Annotated in this window: 29 protein-coding genes; 13 read left to right on the forward strand and 16 right to left on the reverse strand. The window is 61.5% G+C overall.

Features of this window, described 5'->3' with window-relative positions; all coding sequences use genetic code 11:
• Positions 1-76 precede the first annotated feature (76 nt).
• The 8 genes from ACO06F_RS20505 to ACO06F_RS20540 all read left to right on the forward strand — a co-directional run bounded on the left by ACO06F_RS20505 (position 77) and on the right by ACO06F_RS20540 (position 8,133).
• On the forward strand, positions 77-1,123 hold the full coding sequence (locus tag ACO06F_RS20505; RefSeq protein WP_421694553.1) for an ABC transporter substrate-binding protein: 1,047 nt from the start codon (positions 77-79) through the stop codon (positions 1,121-1,123).
• Between the two features lie 71 nt (positions 1,124-1,194).
• Positions 1,195-2,343, forward strand: coding sequence for an ABC transporter permease (locus tag ACO06F_RS20510; RefSeq protein WP_421694554.1), 1,149 nt, complete (start codon positions 1,195-1,197; stop codon positions 2,341-2,343).
• A 47-nt stretch (positions 2,344-2,390) separates the two neighbouring features.
• On the forward strand, positions 2,391-3,149 hold the full coding sequence (locus ACO06F_RS20515) for an ABC transporter permease (RefSeq protein ID WP_421694555.1): 759 nt from the start codon (positions 2,391-2,393) through the stop codon (positions 3,147-3,149).
• The gene (locus ACO06F_RS20520) at positions 3,146-4,330 is read left to right on the forward strand and encodes an amidohydrolase (RefSeq protein ID WP_421694556.1); all 1,185 of its coding nucleotides are present in this window, start codon (positions 3,146-3,148) and stop codon (positions 4,328-4,330) included. The genes ACO06F_RS20515 and ACO06F_RS20520 overlap by 4 nt, the downstream gene beginning before the upstream one ends.
• Positions 4,314-5,744 (forward strand): NAD(P)/FAD-dependent oxidoreductase, encoded by a 1,431-nt coding sequence (locus ACO06F_RS20525; protein ID WP_421694557.1) that lies wholly within the window; start codon positions 4,314-4,316, stop codon positions 5,742-5,744. The genes ACO06F_RS20520 and ACO06F_RS20525 overlap by 17 nt, the downstream gene beginning before the upstream one ends.
• Before the next feature lies 1 nt (position 5,745).
• Entirely contained in the window at positions 5,746-6,111 is a 366-nt protein-coding gene (locus ACO06F_RS20530) for a hypothetical protein (RefSeq protein WP_421694558.1), read from the forward strand.
• Positions 6,112-6,141: 30 nt separating this feature from the next.
• Positions 6,142-6,603 (forward strand): acyl-CoA thioesterase, encoded by a 462-nt coding sequence (locus tag ACO06F_RS20535; protein ID WP_421694559.1) that lies wholly within the window; start codon positions 6,142-6,144, stop codon positions 6,601-6,603.
• A gap of 63 nt (positions 6,604-6,666) precedes the next feature.
• Positions 6,667-8,133 carry an FAD-dependent monooxygenase gene (locus tag ACO06F_RS20540; protein WP_421694560.1) on the forward strand — a complete coding sequence of 489 codons (1,467 nt, stop codon included), beginning with the start codon at positions 6,667-6,669 and terminating at the stop codon, positions 8,131-8,133.
• On the opposite strand, the gene ACO06F_RS20545 is transcribed toward ACO06F_RS20540, so the two are convergent.
• Positions 8,115-8,801 (reverse strand): hypothetical protein, encoded by a 687-nt coding sequence (locus tag ACO06F_RS20545; protein ID WP_421694561.1) that lies wholly within the window; start codon positions 8,799-8,801, stop codon positions 8,115-8,117. The genes ACO06F_RS20540 and ACO06F_RS20545 overlap by 19 nt on opposite strands.
• 147 nt (positions 8,802-8,948) lie before the next feature.
• Entirely contained in the window at positions 8,949-9,176 is a 228-nt protein-coding gene (locus ACO06F_RS20550) for a hypothetical protein (protein WP_421694562.1), read from the reverse strand.
• A 161-nt stretch (positions 9,177-9,337) separates the two neighbouring features.
• On the opposite strand from ACO06F_RS20550, the gene ACO06F_RS20555 reads away from it, so the two are divergent.
• A complete protein-coding gene (locus tag ACO06F_RS20555) occupies positions 9,338-10,510 on the forward strand; it encodes a M24 family metallopeptidase (protein WP_421694563.1) in 1,173 nt (390 codons plus the stop codon).
• A 327-nt stretch (positions 10,511-10,837) separates the two neighbouring features.
• Complete coding sequence (locus ACO06F_RS20560; protein ID WP_421694564.1) at positions 10,838-11,530, forward strand: glutathione S-transferase family protein; 693 nt, start codon at positions 10,838-10,840, stop codon at positions 11,528-11,530.
• Between the two features lie 28 nt (positions 11,531-11,558).
• Here the strand turns inward: ACO06F_RS20560 and ACO06F_RS20565 are convergent, their stop codons facing one another.
• The 3 genes from ACO06F_RS20565 to ACO06F_RS20575 all read right to left on the reverse strand — a co-directional run bounded on the left by ACO06F_RS20565 (position 11,559) and on the right by ACO06F_RS20575 (position 12,766).
• Positions 11,559-11,993: a PA2169 family four-helix-bundle protein gene (locus ACO06F_RS20565; protein ID WP_421694565.1), complete on the reverse strand. Its 435-nt coding sequence runs from the start codon at positions 11,991-11,993 to the stop codon at positions 11,559-11,561.
• A 115-nt stretch (positions 11,994-12,108) separates the two neighbouring features.
• A complete protein-coding gene (locus ACO06F_RS20570; protein ID WP_421694566.1) occupies positions 12,109-12,333 on the reverse strand; it encodes a hypothetical protein in 225 nt (74 codons plus the stop codon).
• A 106-nt stretch (positions 12,334-12,439) separates the two neighbouring features.
• Positions 12,440-12,766 carry a nuclear transport factor 2 family protein gene (locus ACO06F_RS20575; RefSeq protein ID WP_421694567.1) on the reverse strand — a complete coding sequence of 109 codons (327 nt, stop codon included), beginning with the start codon at positions 12,764-12,766 and terminating at the stop codon, positions 12,440-12,442.
• A 96-nt stretch (positions 12,767-12,862) separates the two neighbouring features.
• On the opposite strand from ACO06F_RS20575, the gene ACO06F_RS20580 reads away from it, so the two are divergent.
• Entirely contained in the window at positions 12,863-13,201 is a 339-nt protein-coding gene (locus ACO06F_RS20580; RefSeq protein ID WP_421694568.1) for a winged helix-turn-helix transcriptional regulator, read from the forward strand.
• Positions 13,202-13,221: 20 nt separating this feature from the next.
• On the opposite strand, the gene ACO06F_RS20585 is transcribed toward ACO06F_RS20580, so the two are convergent.
• Positions 13,222-14,229, reverse strand: coding sequence for a dimethylarginine dimethylaminohydrolase family protein (locus ACO06F_RS20585; RefSeq protein WP_421694569.1), 1,008 nt, complete (start codon positions 14,227-14,229; stop codon positions 13,222-13,224).
• Positions 14,230-14,433: 204 nt separating this feature from the next.
• Between ACO06F_RS20585 and ACO06F_RS20590 the strand changes: the two genes are divergently transcribed.
• On the forward strand, positions 14,434-16,560 hold the full coding sequence (locus ACO06F_RS20590) for a family 1 glycosylhydrolase (protein WP_421694570.1): 2,127 nt from the start codon (positions 14,434-14,436) through the stop codon (positions 16,558-16,560).
• A 109-nt stretch (positions 16,561-16,669) separates the two neighbouring features.
• Complete coding sequence (locus tag ACO06F_RS20595) at positions 16,670-17,158, forward strand: cupin domain-containing protein (RefSeq protein ID WP_421694571.1); 489 nt, start codon at positions 16,670-16,672, stop codon at positions 17,156-17,158.
• On the opposite strand, the gene ACO06F_RS20600 is transcribed toward ACO06F_RS20595, so the two are convergent.
• The 10 genes from ACO06F_RS20600 to puhA form a co-directional block, all read right to left on the reverse strand.
• On the reverse strand, positions 17,134-17,859 hold the full coding sequence (locus tag ACO06F_RS20600) for a GNAT family N-acetyltransferase (RefSeq protein ID WP_421694572.1): 726 nt from the start codon (positions 17,857-17,859) through the stop codon (positions 17,134-17,136). The two genes, ACO06F_RS20595 and ACO06F_RS20600, sit on opposite strands and share 25 nt — an antisense overlap.
• The gene (menC, locus tag ACO06F_RS20605; protein ID WP_421694573.1) at positions 17,859-18,968 is read right to left on the reverse strand and encodes an o-succinylbenzoate synthase; all 1,110 of its coding nucleotides are present in this window, start codon (positions 18,966-18,968) and stop codon (positions 17,859-17,861) included. Before menC ends, ACO06F_RS20600 begins: the two co-directional genes overlap by 1 nt.
• Before the next feature lie 175 nt (positions 18,969-19,143).
• Entirely contained in the window at positions 19,144-19,569 is a 426-nt protein-coding gene (locus ACO06F_RS20610) for a DUF2177 family protein (protein WP_421694574.1), read from the reverse strand.
• A 37-nt stretch (positions 19,570-19,606) separates the two neighbouring features.
• Positions 19,607-20,818 (reverse strand): 5-aminolevulinate synthase, encoded by a 1,212-nt coding sequence (gene hemA / locus ACO06F_RS20615; protein WP_421694575.1) that lies wholly within the window; start codon positions 20,816-20,818, stop codon positions 19,607-19,609.
• A 29-nt stretch (positions 20,819-20,847) separates the two neighbouring features.
• Positions 20,848-21,675: a putative photosynthetic complex assembly protein PuhE gene (gene puhE, locus ACO06F_RS20620; protein WP_421694576.1), complete on the reverse strand. Its 828-nt coding sequence runs from the start codon at positions 21,673-21,675 to the stop codon at positions 20,848-20,850.
• Positions 21,676-21,685: 10 nt separating this feature from the next.
• Positions 21,686-22,753 carry a magnesium-protoporphyrin IX monomethyl ester (oxidative) cyclase gene (gene acsF, locus ACO06F_RS20625; protein WP_421694577.1) on the reverse strand — a complete coding sequence of 356 codons (1,068 nt, stop codon included), beginning with the start codon at positions 22,751-22,753 and terminating at the stop codon, positions 21,686-21,688.
• A complete protein-coding gene (locus ACO06F_RS20630) occupies positions 22,750-23,049 on the reverse strand; it encodes a hypothetical protein (RefSeq protein WP_421694578.1) in 300 nt (99 codons plus the stop codon). The genes acsF and ACO06F_RS20630 overlap by 4 nt, the downstream gene beginning before the upstream one ends.
• The gene (puhC, locus tag ACO06F_RS20635; protein WP_421694579.1) at positions 23,049-23,504 is read right to left on the reverse strand and encodes a photosynthetic complex assembly protein PuhC; all 456 of its coding nucleotides are present in this window, start codon (positions 23,502-23,504) and stop codon (positions 23,049-23,051) included. Before puhC ends, ACO06F_RS20630 begins: the two co-directional genes overlap by 1 nt.
• Before the next feature lie 8 nt (positions 23,505-23,512).
• A complete protein-coding gene (gene puhB, locus ACO06F_RS20640; RefSeq protein WP_421694580.1) occupies positions 23,513-24,157 on the reverse strand; it encodes a photosynthetic complex putative assembly protein PuhB in 645 nt (214 codons plus the stop codon).
• On the reverse strand, positions 24,154-24,933 hold the full coding sequence (gene puhA / locus ACO06F_RS20645; RefSeq protein WP_421694581.1) for a photosynthetic reaction center subunit H: 780 nt from the start codon (positions 24,931-24,933) through the stop codon (positions 24,154-24,156). Before puhA ends, puhB begins: the two co-directional genes overlap by 4 nt.
• Between the last annotated feature and the right edge of the window lie 4 nt (positions 24,934-24,937).

The raw sequence follows: 24,937 nt of genomic DNA on the forward strand, positions 1-24,937 counted from the left end.
AAAACTGCTTGCCAAGCAAGAGATTTCTCCTCCATATTTGATCAAATCACAAGACGACAAAAAAGCGGAGGAAAACATGAGAAAGATTTCTACATGCCTGTCTTCTATTGCCGTGCTTGCGTGCCTGGGCGCGCCGGTTTTTGCTGCCGATATCACCGTGGTCGGCTGGGGTGGCACCTGGGATAAGGCCTATAAGGAGGGGGTGTGGGACCCCTACACCAAGGCGACCGGCAACAAGATCATCCAGGAAGAGTGGGAGGGCGAGGTTGCCAAGGTCCGGGCCCAGGTCCAGTCCGGCAGCATCACCTATGACGTCGTCTCGGTGGAAGCTCCGGCCATGGAAATCGGCTGCGCCGAAGGCCTGTTCGTACCGCTCACCCCGGACGTGACCGGCGATCCGGCCAACTACATCGAGGGCACGCTGCATCAATGCGGTGTGGCTTCGGATACATGGGCCACTGTCCTCGTCTACAGCAAGGACGCGATCAAGGGACAGGGCCCCAAGTCCTGGGCGGATTATTTCGACGCCAAGAAATTCCCCGGCAAGCGCGGCATGTTTGCGGGTGCCCAATACACCCTCGAGAATGCACTGATGGCCGACGGGGTCGCACCCGCGGATGTCTACAAGGTGCTCCGGACTCCCGAAGGCGTCGACCGCGCCTTCAAGAAACTCGATACGATCAAACCCGATGTGGTGTGGTGGACGTCTTCAACCCAGGCGATCCAGAACCTCGCTTCCGGTGAAGTGGTGATGACGGATCAGTACAATGCCCGCGTCACCAATGAGATCGACAATGAGAAGAAGAACTACGCCATCGTCTGGGATGCGGGTTTCTTCTATGGAACCGATTTATGGGCTGTGGTGAAAGGCTCGCCGAATGAAAAGGAATCGGTCGAGCTGATCAAGTGGTTCTCCGTGCCCGAAAACCAAGCTGGCTTTTCGAAGCTCTATGCCTATGGCACCGGACGCAAGGAAGCTGCAGCGCTCATACCGCCCGAACAGCTTGCAAAGCTCCCCACCTCCGACGCACACATGAAGTACGCTGCGGCTTATGATGGCGATTTCTGGACGGAGAACAAAGAATCGCTGGAAGCCCGGTTCAAGGCCTGGCTTGAGCAGTGAGCCCGGCTGCTCTTTCACAGGAATTGCATTTCGGGGGGCGGCTTGTCCGCCCCTCTCTGGCCTGGCTGGTCTTGCCAACGATCATTTTCATTGCCGCCGTGTTCATCTTTCCGGTTGGCCGCTTTCTCATTCTCTCCATCGACAATTCGGATTTCACCAACGCTCTGCCACGCACCTCGCAGATTGCCGGTCTGCGCGCGCTTGACGGCGTCGGGACGGAAGCAGCCTTCGCGGCCCTGGTTCAGGATCTGGCCGAGGCAACGGCCACGCGAAAGGATGCGCTGCTGGCCCAATCGCTGAATCAGCGGCTGGTCGGCACGCGCGCCCTGGTGCTGAAAACCGCCAAGGATGCCGCGGCCGGAAATTTCGCAGCCCCCTTCCGGGAAAGCGTTCTCGCCAAGCATCAGGGCTGGGCGAAACCGGAGATCTGGAAGGTGCTCGACGACAACCGCTCCCCCTTCACCGATTTCAACATCCTTGCGAGCTATGACCTGAAGCGCCAGCCGGACGGCCGGATCGGCGCAGCGCCAGCACAGGAGGCGATCTTCGTGGGCGTGCTTACGCGCACCATCGTCATCAGTGCTGTCGTCACCCTGCTTTGCGCGGTTCTCTCGGTTCCGCTCGCACAGGCAATCGTTTCGTCATCGCCGCTGGTTTCGCGAATGCTGTTCGCGCTCGTGCTGTTTCCGTTGTGGTCATCACTCCTGGTCCGCACCATCATCTGGATCATCGTGTTGCAGAAGACGGGCCCCGTGAACGCGGCGATCGTGTTCCTCGGCATCACCGACGGACCGATGACACTGATTTACACACGGTTTTCGCTCTATTTGGCGATGGTGCAGGTGTTGCTGCCGCTGATGATTCTTTCCGTGGTGTCGATCATGCGCCGGGTCTCTCCGAGCTACATGAAGGCGGCGCTGTCCCTGGGTGCGCCCTGGCTGACGGCCTGGCGAACCGTGCAATTGCCGCTGATCCTGCCCGGCATCATGTCCGGGGCGGCGATCGTCTTCGTCTTCGCACTCGGCTACTACGTCACACCGGCCTTGGTGGGCGGCCCGCGTGACCAGATGATTTCGTCCATGATCGCGTTTTATACCAACAAGACGCTGAACTGGGGGCTGGCAGCGGCGCTGTCGCTGCAATTGCTCGTCGTCCTCATCGTCATCGCCGCCCTGTTCTGGACGGTGCAGTCGCTCTTCCGGCGCAAGGTGGCATCATGACGGCGATGCAATTCCGCGGCTTCCTGATGTACGGCTTTGCGGCCTTGATGCTGTTCTACATGCTGGCGCCGCTGCTGTTCATTCTTCCCATGGCGCTGACCAGCGGCAACACGCTGCAGTTTCCGACGCCCGGCGTTTCCTTCCGCTGGTTCGCCGAGATCGCCGAGGACGACCGCTGGCGCAATTCTTTGCAGGTCTCCTTGATCATCGGAGCGGTGTCGACGTTGCTCGCGCTGGTGTTTGGCATTCCGGCGGCAATCGGACTGGCCTGGGCAGAGTTTCCGGGCAAGAAGCTGGTCTGGGCCGTCATTTCTCTGCCCATTGTCATGCCGGTCGTCATCGTCGGTGTCGCGTCCTATTATTTCTTCTCCCGGATCGGCATGGTGGGCAGCAGGTGGTCGATCATCATGGTGCACACGGCGATGGCGGTGCCGATCGTCGTCTTCACCGTCAGCGCGTCGCTGACGACGTTTGACCGGACGCTGCTGCGCGCCTCGGCATCCCTCGGCGCGGGAACGGCGAGGACGTTCCTGCAGATCATGTTGCCGCTGATCGCGCCGGGCGTGGTCACCGGTGCCATCATTGCCTTCATCATCTCCTTTGACGAGGTGGTGGTCGCGAGCTTTCTCTCGGTCGGTGATGACCGCACGCTGCCGCGGATGATCTTTTCCGGGGTCAGGGAATCGGTAAGCCCGGCAATCGCAGCCGTGGCGCTGCTGCTCATGGGCTTTTCTGCAATTCTGCTCGCGGGGATGGGTTTCCTCCAAACGCGGGCCCAGCGGTTTGCACGGCGGAACGCCGCATGAAACTTGTGTCTTCCGTGCAGCAACTTGTGGCCGACATGACACGCTGGCGCCATGAACTGCACGCCATCCCCGAACTCGGTTTTGAAGAAGCCCGAACGGCAGCCTTCGTGGCCGAAACGCTGCGATCCTTCGGCCTCGATGTCACGGAAGGGGTCGGCGGCACCGGCGTTGTCGGAACGCTTCGCGGACGCAAGGGTGACGGACCCTCCTTGGGCTTGCGCGCCGAACTCGATGCGCTGCCGATCCATGAAACCCGCGGCTTGGCGCATGCGTCGAAGACTCCAAACCGCATGCATGCCTGCGGCCATGACGGGCACATGGCCATGCTTCTCGGCGCCGCGAAAGCCTTGTCGCTGTCACCGGATTTCAGCGGCGTGGTCCATTTCATCTTCCAGCCCGCGGAGGAAGGGTTGGGCGGTGCCAAGGCCATGATTGCCGATGGGCTGTTCGACCGCTTCCCCTGCGATGAGATCTACGCGGCGCATAATTGCGAGCGCCCGCTTGGGGCCGTTGAGGTTCATCATGGCGTGGTCGCTGCCTCCGCCGACAAGTTCACGATAGAGCTGAAGGGCCGGGGAGGGCACGCGGCCTATCCGCATCTCGCGGCCAATCCGCTTCCCGCCGCAGCAGGTCTGTTGCTGAGCCTTCAATCACTGCCTGCGCGCATCAACAGCGCGATGCAGCCCGCGGTGGTGACGGTGGCCAGCATTCATGCGGGCGAGGCCTTCAACGTTATTCCAGAATCAGTCCGCATGAACGGAACGGTCCGCGCGCTGGACAAGGACGCGCGCGCCGCGCTGGAACTGGCCGTCCGCCGCCAGGTGGAAGCGCATGCACAATCGGAATCGCTTGAATTCACTATCGACTATGTCTCGCTGTTCGGCGTCACCGCCAACCATGCCGCCGAGGCAGATCATGTGATCGCGGTGGCGGGGGAGGTCGCCGGGCGTGAACATGTCAACGTGGACCCGCCGGCGGAAATGGGCTCGGAGGATTTCTGCTATATGCTCGACGAGCGGCCCGGCTGCTATTTCCTGCTTGGCCAGGGGGACGTGCAGCACGCGGCTGCAGTTCACGACCCGCACTATGACTTCAACGACAAGCTGTTGCCGATCGGCGCAAGCCTTTGGGTGAGATTGGTGGAACACCGGCTGGGAGGTTCGCTTGCCCAGGCTGGATGACCGGGATGTGGAGCAACGGTCGAGCCATTGGCTGCACCAGGCCCTTGCTGAAGACCGCGATCTTGCGCCGCCGCTCGAAGGGCGCGTCACATGCGATGTCTGCATCATCGGCAGCGGCTATATGGGTCTTTGGACGGCCATCCGGCTGAAGGATGCGAGGCCCGAACTCGACGTTGTCATCCTTGAACGTGACATTTGTGGCGGCGGTGTCAGCGGGCGGAATTCAGGAATGGTGCTCTCGGCCTGGACCAAGCATGCGGCTTTGACGGCGCTGGGCGGCCCGGAAGCGGCGCAGACCGTCATCGACGCGTCCACGGCCGTCATTTCCGAGATCGAGCTTTTCTGCAAGGCCGAGATGATCGACGCATGGTTCGAGCGCACGGGCTGGATCTGGGGCGCGACCTGCGCAGCCCAGAATGGTGCCTGGCGTGATGCCTTGGCGCGCAGCCGAGCAGCGGCAGCGCCTGCGCGCGAAATCGGACGTGATGAAATCCGCGCTCTCACCGGCTCGGCCGCGATGATCGGCGGCGCCTTCGATAAAACTGCGGCCACGATCCATCCCGGTTTCCTGGTGCGCGGGCTCAGAGCTGCCGCACTCCGGCGCGGCGTGCGGATATATGAGCGGACCCGCATGAACAGCTTCACGCGCAAGGGTGAACCCGTCGTTCGGACGCCCAAAGGCGAGGTCCGGTGCGGGCATCTCGTGCTGGCGGTCAACGCATGGTCAGCCGGCATTGCGGAACTTGCGCCCGCGATCTTCAACATCTCCTCGGATGATGCTGCATCCCTTCCAATGCCGGAAATTCTCGAACAGGCGGGATACCGGCATGGCCCGCTCATGAGTGACAGCCGGATCTTCGTGACCGGCTGGCGGACGACCCGGGACGGGCGGCTGAACGTTGGCGTGACCGGCGGCTTCATCGGTTTCGGTGGCACTGTCGGCGGCCGGTTCGATGCGCCATCGCCACGTGTAGGTGACATGCGGGCGGCCCTTCGCGCCGGCCATCCGGCGCTCGCCAATTTTCCACTGGAGCGGGCGTGGAATGGCGCCATTGACCGGACGGCGACGGGCCTGCCGCTTTTCGGCCGGTTTGCGGGCAATGATCGCATTCTCTATGGCTACGGCTTTTCTGGCAACGGTATCGGGATGACGTCCCTGGGCGGCCGCATCATCGCCAACCTGATCCTGGGCCGTCACGATGTGCTTCATGATACGCCCCTGCTGCGGGCGGTGACGCGCGGCTTCCCGCGTGAGCCCTTCCGGTTCGTCGGCGCGCATCTGGTGCGCGGAGCCGTCCGGCAGCTGGATCGCGCCGAACATCAGGGCCGAAGGGCCCATTACATCACCCGACGTCTCGCGGGCCTTGCACCATCCGGTGTGACGCCGTCCAACGCCAATATTGCGGGGTCTTGAGATGAATGCGGGGCTTCGCATATTCCATGCCGCCAACAGGACATTGTCGACTGCGCGAACCCCCACCGGCAATACTGAGATCGCGCGGGAAATCAACGCCAGCTTCAGCCGCCACATTGGCGCCGGCATCGAATATCTCGAGAATGCGACGATCGAGTGGACGGTGACCTATGATGAAGTCCTCTTCATCCATGAGGGCGTGCTGACGATCGAGTCGGCAGGTGAGAGCCATGAATGCCATGTGGCCGATATCGTCTTTCTGCCAAGCGGCACGGCGCTGCGTTACAAGGCGGTGGAAAGGGTCGGTTATTTCTACGCGCTGTACCCCGTCGACTGGGCCGCGCGGCAAGGCATTTCTGAGCCATAACCACTGTCCATGCGAATGGGGATACGGCAAATGGAAGAGAATGATGCTGCTCAATCACTTCGAGGCCTGATCACCTTCGTTGGCGTTGCCCATCCCTGGATGTGCGATGCGATGGGACATGTGAATGTCAGAAGCTATGCTGCGATGTTTGACGATGCCAGTTTTCAGCTGCTTGGGCGCGTGGCGGGGATAGCAGCAGAGGAGGGCAGCCACCTCGGGTGGGCCGATGTCCGCTGCGAGGTCGCGTATCGGCGTGAAATACGAGCAGGGGATCTCCTCACCATTCATTCGCGCGTTGAGAAAATTGGGAACAGCTCCTTGGCCTACAGCCATCGCTTGATCGGGTCCATTGATGGCGCTGTCCGTGCAGATGCCAAGATTGTGACTGTTCGTTTTGATACCGGCGCCAGACGAAAGATGGAGCTGGAAGATCATATCAGGTTGCGGGTGGAGGCTCTTATGCGTCGTCAGGCATCCGCTTTGGCGGAGTAGGCGATTGTGGTAGACGTCGGGTCCAACTGCCTCCCCAGAATCTGCCTGTGAATCCTGGAGACAATGATGAAAGATCAGGTGCTTGTCGCAGGCGCCGGACCTGTCGGTCTGGCGATGGCGCTGGAATTGGCACGCTATGGCGTTTCTGTCCGCATCATTGACAAGACGGCGGATGCCGAACACACATCGCGTGCGGTCGCGATTTGGCCGCGAACCCTGGAGCTTCTCGATCGGCCGGGCGTCAGCGAAGAGCTCATCCGGAGAGGGAACAAGGTCACCGCCGCCAACATCCTGTCTGGTGGAAAGCCGGTCGGATCGCTTTCACTTGGTCAGATCGCGTCACCCTATCCCTTTGTGCTGATGCTGCCGCAGTATGAAACCGAGGCCGTGCTGAGGGATCGCCTCGCAGCCTTCGGGGTCTTGCCGGAGCATGGAATCGAGCTTTTTGGACTCGATCAGGATGAAGAGGGTGTCACGGCCCACCTGCGCAGGCCAGATGGAACCGAGCTCACGGAGCGTTTCGCATGGCTGGTGGCATGCGACGGTGCCCATAGCGTGGTGCGGCATCTGCTCGGCCTCGACTTCAAAGGTGACAAGTTGGGCCTCGACTGGACCCAGGGTGATTTCCATCTCACTGGCTATCCCTTTCCCCCATCGCAACTGGCCGTCTTTTACCATGCGGATGGGCCGCTGCTGTTCTTTCCCATGGCGCCTGATCGTGCTCGCGTCATCACCAGCCTCGGAGCCTCAACGGGCAAGCCTCCCGTCGCCCTGGACCAGCATGCCTTCCAGAAGTTGATCGATGCGCGCGGTCCTGGTGGCATCACCCTCACGGGAACCGTCTGGACCAGTGCCTTCCACATCAACGAGCGCCAGGTGGACAGATACAGGACCGGGCGTGTCTTCCTGGCGGGCGATGCGGCCCACATTCACAGCCCCGCCGGCGGGCAGGGCATGAACACCGGCATTCAGGATGCAGTCAATCTGGCGTGGAAGCTGGCGCAGGTAAGCCTCGGCCGTGTCTCAGGCACGTGGCTTCTCGACAGCTATGATGCGGAGCGACGGCCGGTGGGCGCGGAGGTGATCCAAGCCTCGGGCCGGATGACGCGTATGGCCACGCTCGGCAATCCGGTTCTGCAGCATCTGCGCGACTTGGCCGTCCACATGCTGCTGGGGGTTCGTCCCGTGCAACGGGCGCTCACGGGGCTCATGTCCGAAGTTTCGATCGGCTATCCGGAGAGCCCCTTGAACGGTCTGCCCTTCGGCGGGGAGAAACCAGGCGCGCGCGTGCCGCCTGTGGCAGGTGCGCTGCCCTTTGGCGCAGGCTCCGTTCCTCTTTTTGCGGCGTGTGGCTGCAAGGGCGCTGCCGCACTCGCGGATCAGTTTCCGGATCTGGTTGAGGCACGTCCGCCCCTTGTGGAATCCGAGCGGCTCTTGTCGCTCGTGCGCCCCGATGGATATCTGGTGGCACAGGTGCCCGATGATGACTGGAGCGCCATCATCCCGCTGCTTCAGCGGTCATCGTCCTGAGGGTCAGCACCTAACCCGCCTCCACCCCCACCGCCCATACCGCCACCACCACCACCACCGCCCATGCCCCCGCCACCACCTCCGGAGCCCTGACCGCCACCATCCCTTGCGCGCTCGCCGCCGCCCTTGCCGCCCCGCCCGCCACCGGCCTGTGGCCGCGTCGGCCCCTGAAGCGGGATCTCTACGGAGGAGGGGATGGGCTCGAGATCGAGCGCCGCGCGAATGTAGCTACGGAGTGAGATCACCAGTTCGGCTGTGTGGATGGGCCGTCCGGCAGCCATATCGCGCGCCGCCTGTCCCGCCAGCCGCACCTGTTCTTCGGTGCCGAGAAGAAGAATGTCCGACAGTGCGCCTTCGACGGCATCACGGATGCGGCGTGGCCGGTCTGAATAGTCCTCCGCTACTTGCTGCACCTGCTCCGCCGCCTGAACATCCCGAAGGTGGCGGGGATCGACTGTCAGCTCGCCGGTGAACGAGCCGCCCAGCGTCTTGTAAGCCGAAATCAGCGTCTTCAAGCGTTCGTTAATCTGGCGGTTCATCCGCTGCTGGCGCTGCTGAACCGTGAGCATCATGAGGACGCGAAGGCCGACACCGATCACCGCGAAAAGCGCGAGACCGAGAATGCTGATGGCAACGCCCAGCCAGGAACTCAAATCGAGATAGCGCATGCGGGTCCTCGTGCGGTGAGAAGCGGCAGTTTATCCGTCTTCCGCAGCGGCTGCCTCGACTATTTCCAGCTCAGACGCCCTCACGTCTGCTGTGGAAATCTCACGCAAAATGAAGATGGTTTGCGAGTGCCACACCGGCGCCCCGTGTCACGCCGGCATGGCGGCGGTGCACCCAGACTTCAGCGCATTTCGATAGGCGATATTGGAGGCTTGCATCGCTTCGATCGTGCGCAGAACCTTGAGTTCGAGCTCAAAATCTTCATCGGTGACATGCATGGAGGAAATCAGCTGGGATTGCTCCTCGAGCTGACGCGCACCTTCGGCAACGAAGCGCTCGGCCCATTCGAGTTGATCTCTTGCAAAATGCTTGTCCACTGGGTTCAGACTCCAGAGCTGTGCCGTGCGTCAGTCTCCCTTCATATCGGGCGCGGGCCCTGGCGTCTGTGATGGAGATCACACACGAACACGCCACACCTGTTCTATTTGCTATAGATCGTCTGACAATAGGACCCGATTTGGAAAAGAAGGACCTTGCCGTGAAGGTTAAAATTGAAGAAGCGACGGGTCCCCTCATTGCTCCGCTGCCGTTTTCGCTGGAGGAGTATGCCAGCCGTCTCTCGAAGCTGCGCAGCGCAATGCGCATGCAAGATCTCACGGTCTTCGTCTCCTTCAGCCCGGAGAATATTTTCTGGATTACAGGTCATGACAGCCCTGCCTATCACTTCGTCCAGGCCTGCGTGGTCACCCTCGATGACGTTCCCGTCAATCTCATCCGCCGGATTGACGCGACCAATACGCTGCTCCGGTCCTGGTCCCGGCGCGTAGTTTCCTATGGTGATGCCGATGAACCGATGGACGTTCTGGCGGATCTTCTGGAAGATATTGCATGTCCGGGCCAGCGCATCGGCGTTGAGACCGATAGTTTTTTCGTGAGTGTCCGCCGCTTCGAGAGTCTTCGCCGGCGGCGGAGCAAGGGACTGATCGCGGCGCAGTTGGTGGAGCCCTTGCGGCTGATCAAATCAGCGGAGGAACTCAGCACGATGCGCCGCGCCGCACGCCTGACCAATGCCGCCATGCAGACGGCGGTGGCCATGGCGCGAGAGGGCGTCAATGAGAATCACATTGCCGGTCAAGTGTGGAACACGCTGGTGTCCAGCGGCGGAGAATTTCCGGGCCTTCCGCCATTTATCGTAAGTGGTCCGCGGACAAGTCTCGGGCACGCCACCTGGGGCGGCCATATTCTTCAGACGGGCGACCCTGTCGTCTTCGAGATCCCCGGTGTCATCAATCGCTATGTGGCGCCCCTGTTCCGGTCAGGTACAGTGGGCGATCCTGCGCGCGAGATCAGGCGTCTGGAAGCGGCTGTCATCGAGTCCCTTGAAATCTTGCTGGCATCCATCAAGCCTGGAGCGATTGCTGAAGACGTGCACCGGAAGAGCGTTGCGAGCTTTGCCCGCCATGGCTATGCGGTCGCTCACCGCAGCGGATATTCGGTCGGCGTGAACTATGCCCCGGATTGGGGCGAGGGAAACCTGTTCTCGATCGTCGATGGCGAAATGCGTGCCTTCGAGCCCGGCATGGTGTTTCACCTCGTGCCTGGTATCTATGTTCCACCCGAATTCGTGGTGGTTCTCTCGGAAACCATCATTGTGACCGAGCGTGGCGTTGAGGTCATCACCGCGTTTCCCCGCAAGCTTTTCATCTGTTGAATACTGTCCTGCGGAAACGCTTGCTTGGGCTATGATCGGACCTGCGGACTGTAAAGCCGATGGTTGTGTTCAAAACAACAAATCGTGCGGTACCTCCCCGGTTGTGAGCCAATTGAGGGCTTGATACAAATTGAACTTCTGTTCAATATGACGATTAACCGAGAGAGATGTGGTCCTCCACCGGGGGCATTCCTGGGGGACCACAACGCCTTTCCGCCGCCGACGAAGCGAGGTGCGCCCAATCGCGATCTCCGTGCCCCTGGCCATTGAATCTGCGCGCCAGCGGCGCAATCATGTTGCGATGTCGCCAGGACGTGAACAATCAGCATGCTTATCCTGTACTCATATCCCGAACTCTTCGGTGTGGCAGACAACAACGGCTACGGCCTAAAGGTCTTTGCCTATCTGAAAATCGCCGGTGTTCCTTTCGAGCATCGTCACATTCTCGATGCGTCGGCGGCACCGCGCGGACAGCTTCCTTATATTGTCGACGGCAGCGAGATCGTCGGTGACAGCGATGCCATCATCGCCCATGTCGCGCGGCGGTATGGTGCTGATCTCGATTCTCAGTTGACGGATATGCAGCGGAAACTTGGATTGATGTTGCGCCGGACGCTTGATGATCTCTACTGGGTGATGTCCTATTCGCGCTGGAAAGATGACGCCTTTTGGCCCGCCTTCAGCGCTGCTCTTCTTGCGCAACACCCATCATTGTCCATGGCAGATCTCGAAAGGGCACGCAGCTTCAACGCCAACCGCTACTATTTCCAGGGAATCGGACGTTTTGAGCCCCGCGATGCCTATGCCCGCGGAATCGCTGACCTGCAGGCCATTGCGAGTTTCATCCCGGATGACGGGTTTCTGTTTGGCGAGCAGCCAAGTTCAGCCGATGCCGCACTCTATGGCTTCATTGCCAATATCTACTTTTATCCAATCGAAACCCCGCTTCGCCAGTGCGTGATGGAAGAACGGCGACTCGTGCATCATTGTGAGGCGGTTCACGCCATGGCGATGGGCTGAGCAGCGCCGCTCAATCGAACGGTTAAGGTTACGCCGTCTTAGCGATCATTGCTTTCATCTCGGCAATGACTGATGCGAGACGCGCCCGGTCGCGCCTCAACACGGTGAGGACCTGCTGATCAGAAGCATTCTCTTCCAGCGCTTCATCATACTCCTTGAGAATGCGCTCTTCGCCGTCTGCAAATCCCGGCAGGGCGTTTACGCCAAGCCCGGTGACAGCCGAACGGATGGAAATCACCGTCTTGTGGACGGCCGCGAGAAACGTGCCGGACTCATCCGGCTTCACGCCGCGCGCGTCTAGCAAGCCATGAATATCCTTGTGCCACTGCTCATGAAGTGAGGCCATCTCGCCGAAGAAGGCCGTCATCTTCGGTTCATCGGCCTCTTCGCGCGCCGTCTCATAGCCCCTTCGGGCATCGATCAGGCTATTGTGCAGGGACTTGAGCGTTTCAATAGAATTCATGGCTTCCTCACATCGTTTCCGTTGGGGAATGACGGCGAGCCAAGAATGTTCCAATGCGGAGCTACTGCTAAGTAAGAGAAGAGTCTGCAACTTAAGGTGCAGGCCGCTCAGTCAATCAACGAACAGATGGAACTTGTGCCTGCCAGCGAAGCTCGGCGCCGCTCAGGGCGATGGCGGTGATGACAGCGGCGCACAGCTCCGAACGGCTATGGCGCGGAAATTCTTTGGCCAGCTGTTCGGCCACGGGGTGGACGTCCACCACGCTCTGATTTGCGATCGCGCACTTCACGGCTCTCGCCGCGGCGGGAAACAGGTGGGTGGAGTTGAGCAATGTTGCCATGAGTCAGAGGATGGACTGCCCTCGGGGCAAGAAGGGTTCGAAGACGTGGCGGAAAAAAGGCATTTACATCCTGCTAACCATTTTTAGCTCCCACCACGCAGCTAACTTACAAGCCGATCTCGAGGCGGGCGATTTCCTCCTCCACCAGGATAAAGTTGTAACGTAGGTCCACCGGGCTTCCTGGGAAGTTTCCCGTAAGATGGGCCGTCACGATGAAATGGCCATCGCGCCCGTCGATATCCACGATTTCAGCAACATAATCATATTTAGTCGATGCCTCGTTCTTCCAGCGCGCAATCGCCTCGCGCCCCACATGCCGCTTCTTCTCATCAAACACCACAGCGTCGGGTGTGAAATATTTGGCGATTGCGGCACCATCAGTCCGGTCAGCGGCAAAGTAATCGGCAATGGGCTTGGGCAGTGCGAGCGGCATGATCGACTCCGTGATGAGCTTGTCTGACTGTAGAAATCGGACTAACTTTCCTAAAAGACAAGAACGCACGGAAAAGTAAGGTACTTACAAAAAAGTATGCCTCACCACTATACGCGGGAAACAGCAGCGGAAGGCATCGAGAACGCGCTCAAGCTTCTCGAGGGCCGTTGGAAGCTCGTCATTCTGTTTCACCTGTTCGGTGGGCAGGTTCTGCGATTCTCCGACCTGGAGCGTTCGATCACAGGAATCTCCCAGAAAATGCTGATCCAGCAGCTTCGGCAGATGGAGCAGGATGGCATCGTGCGCCGGATCGTTCACCATCAGGTGCCCCCGAAAGTGGAGTATTGCCTGACGGATTGGGGCCAGGCCCTTTGCCCCGCTCTCGATGCGCTGCTGGCCTGGGCCGCGCAGCGGGAAGCGCCGCCGGCCGCCTGAGAGGGATCTGTTCCGGGCACTCAGACGGATTCGCGGATCAGCGGCGTGGTGGAACAGTGGATGCCCCCACCATTCAGTTGCATGGCGGCGTAGGGAATGACGCTCCAGCGCACGCCATATGCGGCGAGCAAGTCCAGCGTCCTGTTGGTGGCGCCCTCCGGCATGATCAGTTCGCCGGGCGCGACGGCCAGCGAATTGATGATCCACTTGTCATCGGCCGGTGTGATCTCGACCGTCCTGACCTTCAGCTCCTTGAGCTTTTCCAGGAAGGAGAAGGGCAGGCCGAAGGGATCGACCAGCGCCAGGTCATGATCGATCATCAGGAAGGAGCCGTCGATGTGGATGTCATAGCCCACCAGATCGATGATGAGCAGCTCGACGCCCTGGCGCTTCAGAACCTCCGCCACCTGTTCCGCGCCTTCCCGGTTGACCCTTATGCCACAGCCGATTACGGCGGTCCTGGGATTGATCCACGCAAAACTGCCGCCCTCCATCAGCGCCGAGCCTGACAGGGTGCGCAGAATGGGAATGCCGAGCCTCGCAAGCGTCCGCGTGATCGCCAGTTCCTCGCCGCGGCGGATGCGGGTCCCCATCCGGCAGATGATGGCGCCGCCATTCACCATGATGAGCGGATCGCGGGTGTAGCAGGACTTCAACCGCCCGCCATCAACGCCGTCGACGGTATGAACCTCAACGCCGCGGGCTTTCAGCGCGGCGGCGAGCGCGTCATGCTGGGTCTGCATCTCGGCGAGCGGGGGCACCTTGTCGCTCTGGAAGTACCAGCCCTTTTCGAGGTCCCCGAAAGAGCCGATGCTTTCAATGCGCTTGCTGGGGTCCACGATCTTCATCTCATCTCCCGGGCGGTGCATGAGGATGGAGCGGATCGTCCCTACATCATTGTTCACCCCCCAGGCACGGCCCCAGTGCGAGACGAGCTCACTTTGATCCTCGAAGGGCGGATCTCCCGGTGTCGCGAACATGCGAACCGTTTCGTTGTAGATCCATCCTGGTGGTGCGCTGCCGGACATCCCTGCGTCTCCTCCCGGCCGGCATTGTTGAGAGTAGCTCCGGCCGCTGGAGAGGCAGTTTGCCACGTCCTGCCTTGCTGGCAATGCCGTCGCGCATTTTCCCTAGCGGCAACTGTGGCATTGAGAGCCGAACTTGGAACATTCCCCGATGCCACGCCTTGTTCAGCGTGCCGGGGCCGGCGGGCCGAGCGAAGGAGCGTAATATTGTCTAATGTTAGGGCCATTCGCCCCGAATTGTGGGGTGGGCTGGAATGCTCGATCATTCGCGTTGGGGATGAATACCGCAATCAGTTCGAGGAAACCGGCCACAACCAGAGCCTGGGCGACCTCGACCGTGTGGCAGCGCTCGGCATCAAGACGTTGCGCTATCCAGTGCTGTGGGAGACGGTCTCGCCCCACTCACCCGAAAGCTGCAACTGGGCCTTTCCGGACGAGCGGCTGGGGCGCCTTCGGGAACTGGGCATAAACCCGATCGCCGGATTGCTCCACCATGGCAGCGGCCCGCTCTATACCAGCCTGATGGACCCTCAGTTTCCCGCGCTCCTGGCGCAGCATGCAGCGCGGGTGGCGGAGCGCTATCCGTGGATCAACCTGTACACGCCCGTCAATGAACCGCTGACGACGGCACGGTTCAGTGGTCTCTACGGCCACTGGTACCCGCATGCGCATGAGGAGCGCAGCTTTCTGCGCTGCCTCGTCAACCAATCCCTGGGCACGGTTCTTGCCATGCGGGCCGTGCGCCATGTCAATCCCGCAGCACGGCTCGTTCAGACGGAAGACCTCGGCAAGGTCTTCAGCACGCCGCGGCTCAGGCAGCAGGCGGATTATGAAAACGAGCGCCGGTGGCTCAGCTTTGATCTCCTCTGCGGCCGCGTCGGAAAGCACCACCCGTGGTACCAGACGCTGCTCCGCAGCGGGATCACCGGTGGCGAACTGGAACTGCTGGAAAGCGGTGAGGGCACGCCTGATATTCTCGGCATCAATTACTATGCGACCAGCGAACGTTATCTTGACGAGGATATCCACCGCTACCCCCCATGGTTTCATGGCGGCAATGGCCGGGAGCGTTATGCCGACGTCGAAGCCCTGCGCGTGGACTTGGCGGAAGGCGAGACCGGTGCCAAGGCGCGCCTCGCAGAAGCCTGGGCCCGATACGGCCTGCCGTTGGCGATCACCGAAGTGCACCTTGGTTCGACACGGGAGGAACAGCTCCGCTGGCTCGCCGAAGTCTGGCAGGATGCGTGTGATCTATCGGCGCAAGGCGTTGATGTCCGTGCGGTGACCACATGGTCGATGCTGGGGGCTCTGGACTGGAACAGCCTTCTCACCCAACGCAGCGGCTTCTATGAAACCGGTGCCTTTGACATCCGTGGTCCGGACGTGCGGCTAACGGCGGTGGGCAAGGCCCTGCGTCAGCTTACGCGCAGCGGGCAGTTCGATCACCCTGTCCTGGATGAGAAGGGCTGGTGGCGCCGCGAAGGACGCCACTACCATTCACCCGCAAGACGCGCGCCGGCTGTTCTCAAGCGCAAGCGCATGATCCTCATTGCGGGTGCTTCGGGAAAGCTCGGGCGGGAGCTGGTCCATGCCTGCCATCATCGCGGGCTGGACATCGTCTGCCCATCCCACCACGAACTCGACATCGGAAACCCAGCGCAGGTTGGGGCTGCAATGGTTCGTTACCGGCCCTGGGCCGTGATCAATGCGGCCGCTCACGCAGGCACGGAAACAGACAGCCGGACGGACCGGCTGTTTGCGACGAACGCCCTGGGGCCGGAAAACCTGGCAAGAGCCTGTGCCGTAAACGCGTCGCAATTCCTCACCTTCTCCTCTGGCCAGGTTTTTGATGGGGGGCTCGAGCGGCCCTATGTCGAAGGTGACCGCACCTGTCCCACGGGGCTCATCGGCCTGAGCAAGGTCGAAGCCGAGCGCCGCGTGGCCCGTGCCAATCACGATGCACTTATCATCCGCATGAGCGGCCTGTTTGGCAGTGAAGACAATCCGCAGGATCTGTTTGAACGGTTCTTGCAGCAGGCAGACGAGAGGATGTTTTTTACAGCAACTTATATGCCGGACGTCGTCCGCACGGCGCTTGATCTCCTCATCGACGGTGAGCGCGGCACCTGGCATCTGGCGAACAGCGGAGCCCTTTCGCAGCGCGAATTCCAGCGCATCTTCCCCGTAGACGGGAATTTCACTGCGGGTGCGGAACCGCTGGTGTTGCTGGGTACCGAGCGTGCGCGGCTGATGCCAGCCTTGGCAGACGCCCTCATCCGCCAGAAGGATCTGCTCACGGCAAGGAACCCCGCTCTCTCAATCGCTGCGGAATGATATAGGACGAGCAACCGGCGCGAGAACACGCTGCATTCTGCGCCGCTCTTGCCCATTCCCGCACGCAGGCTAGTATGGCTCACCAGACTCCACGCGCCGGATGAGCACCTTGAAAACGCTGACTGCTTTCCTCGTCCTCATCCTGCTCTCAGCGCCAGGGGCTCAGGCTGCAGACATTTCTCAAACAGCTGTGATGGCGCCCGTCACCACCATCAACGGCGCAGTGCCGCCAGGCGCGCTGCTGCCCTTGCAAAACACTGCGACCATGCTGGACACGGTGGATGCGGAAGATAAGCGCCTCTTCATCACCATGGGCACCCGCAAGGCGGGAACTCGCGTGGGCATTCATGTGCACAAGCATGGCGGCCACACCTGCGTGCTGTCGGGCGAAATCACGGATTTCGTGGAGGGCCGCGAACCGATGAAATGGCCCGCCGGCACCTGCTATTACATGCCGCCCGGTGTGCCCATGTCCGCCGCCAATCTGGGAACGGTGGATGCGCTGCTGATTGACACGTTCAACCTTCCGCGGGGCGAGGATTATATTACCATCCTTGAACCGGGCTATCCGGGCTATGCGGCGGGCGTCAGCAAATAGGCGCGCGTGTCCGCGTCAAAGAAGCGGATTGCATGTCCCTCGGCGAAATGCCGGGTCAGCGCGTCCCGAACCCTGAAGCGCCAGGCAAGGGCTGCTTTCTCGTCTTCCAGCAGCAGACGGTCAAGATCGGGCGGGATCTCCACGCGGATGGCGTCATCGGGCAGTGGCGGCTTCGGCTGCCCCGGCTCCCAGCCAGCGCAAATTTGTGCTCTTGTCCCGTGAAGGTGCCAGTCCGCCAGCAGCCGGTCCGAGGGGAGGCCGGCATTGATGCCCTTCATCACCCCATAATAGTCCCGGTGATAGGTTGAAACCTCTGCCCCCAGCCGCGCAATGTTGAGGTGCGCATTGGTATGGCGCAGCGGATCAAACGTCCAGCGCACGAGGCTGATGCCGCGCGCCAGGCACCACTCCCGCTGATAGCGTTTGAGTGCCAGCGCCAGGCTCCGCCCGCGGGCTTCCGGGTGAACGGCCAGCCGGTGCGAGTGCTGCACATGGGGCTCGCGCGTGGGGAAGGCGAAGACATATCCCAGCAGCCGCTCGCCCTCGAATGCGCCGGCGGCGAGGCCTCCTTCATGCTGGATCACCATCATCAGGTCGGCCGGGTCCTCCGTGTCATCAGCCCCCCACACGTCCCGCTGCAATTGTTCTGCCTTGAAGAAGTCGTCCATGCCGCTGAGATCGCGGATCACCACGCCGCGCATCAGGGGAAGCTCTCCTGATTGACCGTCACGGTTTCGAGGAAGTCACGGTTGAGGGTCACGCCGATGCCGGGGCCCTGGGGAACGGGCATCCGCCCATCCTTCGCCTCCAGCGCCTCGTTCACGATGTCCTTCGCGAAATAGCGGCTTGAGCTTGAGGTGTCTCCGGGCTTTGAGAAATTGGCCAGCGTGGAGAGGTGAATGTTGTGGGCACGCCCGATACCTGATTCCAGCATGCCGCCGCACCAGACGGGGAAGGTCCAGGCGGCGCAGAGATCATGAATGCGGCGCGATTCGAGAAAACCTCCCACGCGCCCGACCTTGATGTTGATCACGCGGGTGGCACCGCCCGCCAGGGCTTTGCGTGCATCCTGTGCCGTTCGGATGCATTCATCGAGGCAGATCGCCGTCTTCATGCGGGACTGCAGCACGGCATGGTCATGAATATCGTCCCAGGCCAGCGGCTGCTCGATATAATCGAGGCCGAACCCATCGAGCGCCATCATCACCTCCATGTCGGCCAGCGTATAGGCGCTGTTGGCATCAACCGTCAGATGCGCGTCCGGCAGCGCATTGCGCACTGCTTCCACCAGCTTCACATCATGCCCCGGCATGATCTTGAGTTTGATGCGCTTGTAGCCAAGGTCCAGATGTTTCCGCGCCCGCGCGAGCGTGTCGTCGATGGGCCCGATCCCTAAGGAAACGCCCACATCGATCGCATCGCGCTCGCCGCCCAGCACCGTCTTCAGCGGCAGGTCCAGGGCTTTGGCCCACAGGTCCCAGAAGGCCATCTCGATCATCGCCTTGGTCATGTAGTGCCCGCGCCAGGGCACCAACAGCCGCTCGACCGCCGCAGGATTTTCGAAGGACTTGCCCAGCAGCTGCGGAAGCAGCACATCCCCCAGAAGCGCCATCGCGCCCGCAATGGTTTCATCCAGATAGTCGGGCAGGGGGTCCATCACCCCTTCGGCAATGCCTTCGAGCCCGCCCGATTTCAGCGTCAGCAGCGGAAACAGCTTCTCGTGCATGGTGCCGGTGGCAATGGTGAAAGGCGTCAGCAGCGGCAGCCGCACCAGGCGCAGCTCGGCGCCGTCGATCTTCAAGGGGGACATGGTCATCCCCCGATGTTGCACAAACGTCATCACATGTCACGCCCGCCCCCTCTGCGTGCAGGGAATGGCAATTCTCTTCTGCCTCGCCCCCGCGCATGTGGGAGTGAGGGGGGCTTTCAACAGGCGCGCTGAGAGGGAACTGGCTCTCAGTCTTAACGCCGCCAAACGCCTCCGGCTATCGTCCCAGCAGCCTGGTACCCACCAACACGGTCAGCGCGGCGACTGAGCCTGTCAGCACCGTGCCCCAGGCGAGGTCGATCAGGGCGATCTTCGTCGTGAAGCCCTTCATCACCGAGAGGTTAGTCAGGTCATAGGTGCCATAGGCGATGAGCCCGAGCAGAGCGCCATAGAGCAGCCCTTGCGTGACGGACTGTGCATGCACGGCGGGCCAGATCACCATGATCATCAGCCCCGTCACATAGAGCGCGTAGAATGCGCCCGCCGCGCCGAAATTGGGCGGCTGGCGCAAAAGATCGCCAATCTCACTGACGTAGAAACTGCGGCCCAGCCACAGAAGCCAGATCATGTCGATCACGAGGAACAGAACTGCCGCGGCAATCCAGAGAATGATCCACTGCGTCACCTTCGACCTCCCGTGCATGATATCTTCCTACGCACGGGGCGGGCAGGAGATCACATCAGGCAACGGCGCGGGCCAACGCGCATTGCGACCAGAGTTCGGACAAGGCCTGAACGAGATGGTCGATATCCGCATCGCTGTGCAGCGGTGTGGGCGTGATGCGCAGCCGCTCGGTGCCGCGCGGCACCGTGGGGTAATTGATGGGCTGAATGTAGATCCCGTGCTGCTCCAGCAGAATATCGCTGATCCACTTGCACTTCTTGGCATCGCCCACCATCACGGGAACGATGTGGCTCTGGTTCGCCTTGTAAGGGACGCCCGCCTGGTCAAGCTTGCGGCGCAGCTTCGCCACCCGCTCCTTGTGGCGCATGCGCTCCATTTCGGATGATTTGAGATGGCGGATGGAAGCGGCAGCACCTGCCGCAACCGCGGGCGGAAGCGCTGTGGTGAAGATGAAGCCCGAAGCGAAGCTCCGCACGAAATCACACAGTGCCGCCGTGCCGGTGATGTAGCCGCCCACCACGCCGAAGGCCTTGCCGAGCGTTCCCTCGATTACGGTGATCCGGTCCATCAGCCCTTCGCGCTCGGCAATGCCGCCGCCGCGCGGGCCATACATGCCAACGGCATGCACTTCGTCCAGATAGGTCATGGCACCATATCTATCGGCGAGGTCACATATCTCCTTGATGGGGCCAATGTCGCCATCCATCGAATAAACCGATTCGAATGCGATCAGCTTCGGGCGCGCGGGGTCTGCGGCCTTGAGCAGGCGCTCCAAGTCCGCCACGTCATTGTGGCGGAACACATGGCGCTCGGCCCGGCTGTGGCGGATGCCCTCGATCATCGAGGCGTGGTTTCCCGCATCCGAGAAGACGATGCAGTTCGGGATGCAGCTGGCGAGGGTTCCGAGAGCCGCCCAGTTCGACACATAGCCAGAGGTGAAGAGCAGGGCTGACTCCTTGCCGTGGAGATCCGCGAGCTCTCTTTCCAGTTCCACATGATAGTGGTTGGTGCCGGAAATGTTGCGCGTGCCGCCGGCCCCTGCGCCGCAGCGGTCCAGTGCCTCATGCATGGCGGCGATCACCTTGGGGTTCTGCCCCATGCCGAGGTAATCGTTGGAACACCAGACGGTGATGTCGCGCTTGCCCGCACCATGGTGCGTGGCGCGGGGGAAGGCCCCCGCCTTGCGCTCGAGATCGGCGAATACCCGGTAGCGGCCTTCGGTCCGCAAAACATCGAGTTCCGACTTGAAAAAGCTCTCGTAATCCATCTGATCCTCTCTGGAGGGCGCGCCATGCCTCATGGCGACAACTTGGTTTTGAGGGGTGTATAGTCAAAATGAACCGGTTTGGAGTTGCGCGATTTCGCCGCGTCCCGCCGCTGCGGCAAGCTCCACTGCCACAGCTTTTCAACGGGCAGTGGCAGCATCAGCATCCAGTGTTCGAAAACGGCAAGGGATGCGAGCGCGGCCAGAAGCGACCAGCCCGCACGGTCTTCCTCGCCTGGCGCCGAGATCGCCTCCTGGAACAGCAGCACGGAGCCTATGGTTGCAGCCGTGACTGAAACCGGGAACAGCAGGTTCATGGGCTTCCGCGTGAGGAAGCTTTTCAGCACCGCCATATGCGCCGGCACGAAATCCTCGCTGACGTTGCGGACTCCCAGGAACACATTGAGCCTGGCGCTCAGATGCATGGCCCAGAGCAGAAGATAGGCGTAGAGGCCCCACTGGTTGGCGGCCCCCCAGCTCAGCGCCGCAATCGACACAGCGACCACGATGATGGCAATCTCATGCCAGAGGTTGACGCCGATTGCGTGGCCGAAATGCCGCCAGCCGCTGCAGCCCGCTTCGCAGGATTGCTTGCGAGGGCCGGTCACGAAGCCGGTATAGAGGCTCAATTCCTGCCAGCCCCAGGCCAGAACGCCCGCCGTGAAGGAGGCATAGACGCCCGTGAGCGACGTATCCCCGCTCAGGGCCCCGATTGCGAAAAGTGCCGCCGCCAGCACCAGACTTGCCGCACCGACGCTCCACTTGAAGGTCCGGACCGGCAATTGGTCCAGCCAGAAGATCAGCCCGGTGGCGAACCACCAGAGGAACAGCGCGAAGCCGATGGGAAGCGCGTAGCTCATCCGTGCCCCATCACCACGTCGGTGCCAGCCGGATATCGGCGGGCAGCGCGTTGTTCTTGGCGGGGATCAGATAGAGGCGGAGGAAGGTGGCGCCTGCCGCTGCCGTCGTCCACATCTTGCCGAGCTTTGCGGTCATCCCGCCCTTTTTCTGCCAAACGCCGTTGCGGTCATTGATCTTGCGCAATCTTTCGAGGCCGGCGAAGAAGGCCGGGTTGTCGATGTCGAGCTCAAGCGGGAACACCTGGCGCGAGATTTCCGACGTGATCTTGAACACCTTGTAACCATAGTCCGACGGATCGATCCCGAGGGCTTCATGGAAGTAGGGGCGCTGATGGTCGCGCACATACATGGTGGCGAAGACGGCGAGCAGGAAGAATTTCACCCACAGCTTGTTGCGGCCGGAGAGAAGCTCCGGATGCGCGCGCATGAGAAGGGCGAAGGCCTCGCCATGGCGGAACTCATCGTTGCACCACTTCTCGAACCATTTGAAGATCGGGTGAATGCGCCGCTCCGGGTGCGCCTGCAGATGCCGGAAGATGGTGATGTAGCGCGCATAGCCGATCTTCTCGGAGAGATATGTCGCGTAGAAGATGAACTTGGGCTTGAAGAAGGTGTATTTCTTGGTCTTGGTCAGAAAGCCAAGATCAACCCCGATGTTGAAGTCCTTCAGCGTGTCGTTGATGAAGCCGGCATGGCGGCCTTCGTCGCGGGCCATCAGCCGGAACAATTCGCAAATGTCCGGGTTGCTGCCGCGCTTCCGCATCTCGGAATAGAGCACGCAGCCGGAGAATTCGGCGGTGAGCGAGCTCACCAGGAAATCCACGAATTCCCGCCGCAGGCCTTCCGGCAGGTCGGACAACTCCATGTGGTCCCATTCTTCATTGCGCTTGAAGTGGCCCCGGTTGGGGTCTGACTGCAGCTCGGCAATCAGCGCATCCCATTCCTTGCGGACGGGAGTTACGTCCAGCTTGTCCAGCGCCTTGAAGTCGGTCGTATAGAAGCGCGGGCTGAGCACGGTTGATTCCTGTGCCTTGGCCAGCGTGTCGGCAGAGCGGATACCCAGTGTTTCGATGGTCATAGCTCTTCTCCCGAGAAGCTGAACTCCAAGAGTTCCATGAATTCGAGATCGCCCGTGAGCTTCACCCATTTGCGCTCGAGCCATGTGGCCCTGGTGATGGTGGCCTTGCGGCGCTCCATGGCAGATTCGCCATAGGGCACGATGATAGGCTTGCCATGCACAAGAACCTCATCGCCGGGTTCCACGATGACACCGTCATCAAGGTCCACATGTGCGGCAAGGTTTTCGAACGTGTTCACCACGCGCACCGTGCACATCACGTCTTCACGTATGGCGGGAGCGAAGGGATTCAGCATCAGCTCTTGTCTCCTGTGGGTGAAAGGAAGGCAGCGAAGACCGCCGCATTATCGCGTCCATAGGCGGCCAGGTCCAGCGTCACGCCTGAGGCCGTATCAATCAGCAGCAATTGCCCGTTGCTCATCCGCTCCAGCCGGTAGGCCAGAGCGACATCGGCCTGGTTCGTCATGCGCAGGCGGTGGAGGCCGCGCAGCACGCCGGGAATGAAGCCTTCCTTGCCGGCGTCCGAAATCACCTTGCCCGTCGCCGTATCCACAACGCTCACCTGGCCTGCCGCATTGGTATCAAAGCGCAGCGAACGGCTCTCCACGATGGTGGGGTTGCCGATCTGCTGGACGGGTGAGACGCCGGCAATCCGGGCGCCCGCGACGGCGATCAGTGAGGTCAGAACCAGGGCCGCAGCCCACATCACCGGGAGTTTCGGCGAATCGCTTCTGACGGGCATCGGGTCCATGGGGGTGCTCATGCTGCCACCGCGTGGGAAGGCGCGTCGCGTGTTTCCCGCGCAGCAACGGCAGGCACCGTGCCAGTCAGCGCGGCGGCCACAAGGCTCGCCACGTCATCGGCGTTGGGAATGCAGCGCAGGCAGGGCTGCGGATGGGTGATGTGGAAGGGCCGCGCATGGGGCCACAGCATGAGGAAGGCCACGCGCTCGCTTGCCTTCACTTTCAGCGGAATGTCGCCAGAGCCGTTGCTGAACAACCGCAGCGATGCGCCGTCGATCTGGGAGAAAGGCAGGTTGATCGTCACCGGCAGCGCCATGCCGATCCGCATCACCAACCGCTTCGATGTCACGGTATAGACCGTGGTGCGCGCACTGCCATATGCGAGCAGCGTCAACAGCGCCGCCGCAATGAGACCCATGGGAATGAGCCACAGGAAGGGCCTGGTCGCATCCACGGCGGTTTGCCCCTCGGCCAGGCGCATGGCGCAGGCGAGACCGGAAAGCCCGATGAAATACCAGATCACCTTGCGGGCATGGAAGGCATGCACGGCCAGGTCCTGCCAGCGGGGGGCACCCTGCCACAGCATGCGCTCGCCCTTCGGCAGAAGCTGCGGCAGCCCGCGCACCGGTTCGAAGGCAAAATCGTCGTGATCGCTGCTCATACCAGGGGCTCCGCGCGCTCGGGCGTCGCATAGAGATGCCCGCTGGAATAGAAGGCGCAGATCTTGTCTTCCTCGAGCCTGGTCACCACGTCCGGGTTGCGCAGGCCCGGCACCTTGATGAACTGCTTGGAGGTAATGGACTTGACCTCAACCCGCTTCTTCGAGCCCCAGATGCGGGCCAGAGTCGTGGGCAGCAGCACATTGCGGGTGTTGCCCTGCTTGTCGCGCGTTTCGACTTCGAGATAGCGCATGATGTATTCGCCACGGTCGATCCACACATCCTTGACCGTGCCGCCCTGCTTGCCGTCACAGCCGATCACCGGCATGCCGCGCGGGTCCGGGTCACGCGCCTCGATGTGCCAGCCATCGGCAATGCGCAGCGGCACGAGCTTCGGTCCGCCGCCGAAGGCGCCGTCGGGAATGTCCTGGCGCTCGGCATAGGCGGCGGGGCCCACGCCATCGAGCATCGGGTCGCCATCGGGCTCCAGCGGTGCACCCGGCCAAGGGCCGATCGGCGTTGCCTTGATGGTGCGGTCATCCTTGGGGTTGGCGCGCGGCGCCTGAACGGTTGATCCATCCGCCAGCAGGAAGGTCTTGGGTGATGGCACGCCGGGGAAGCCCTGGTGCGTGATATGGCCGGAGCGTTCGGACTCCAGCGGATAGCCTTCGCGCTTGTCCTCGCGCCGCACATAGAAGATGAGGGCCGCAAGGAAAATCCAGAACGCATAAAGCACGACCTGGGCGACATCGATATACTGGGTCAAGGCTGCAGACATGGGC

This window comes from Aestuariivirga sp. (assembly GCF_965227715.1).
In the GTDB taxonomy this organism is placed as follows: Bacteria; Pseudomonadota; Alphaproteobacteria; order Rhizobiales; family Aestuariivirgaceae; genus Aestuariivirga.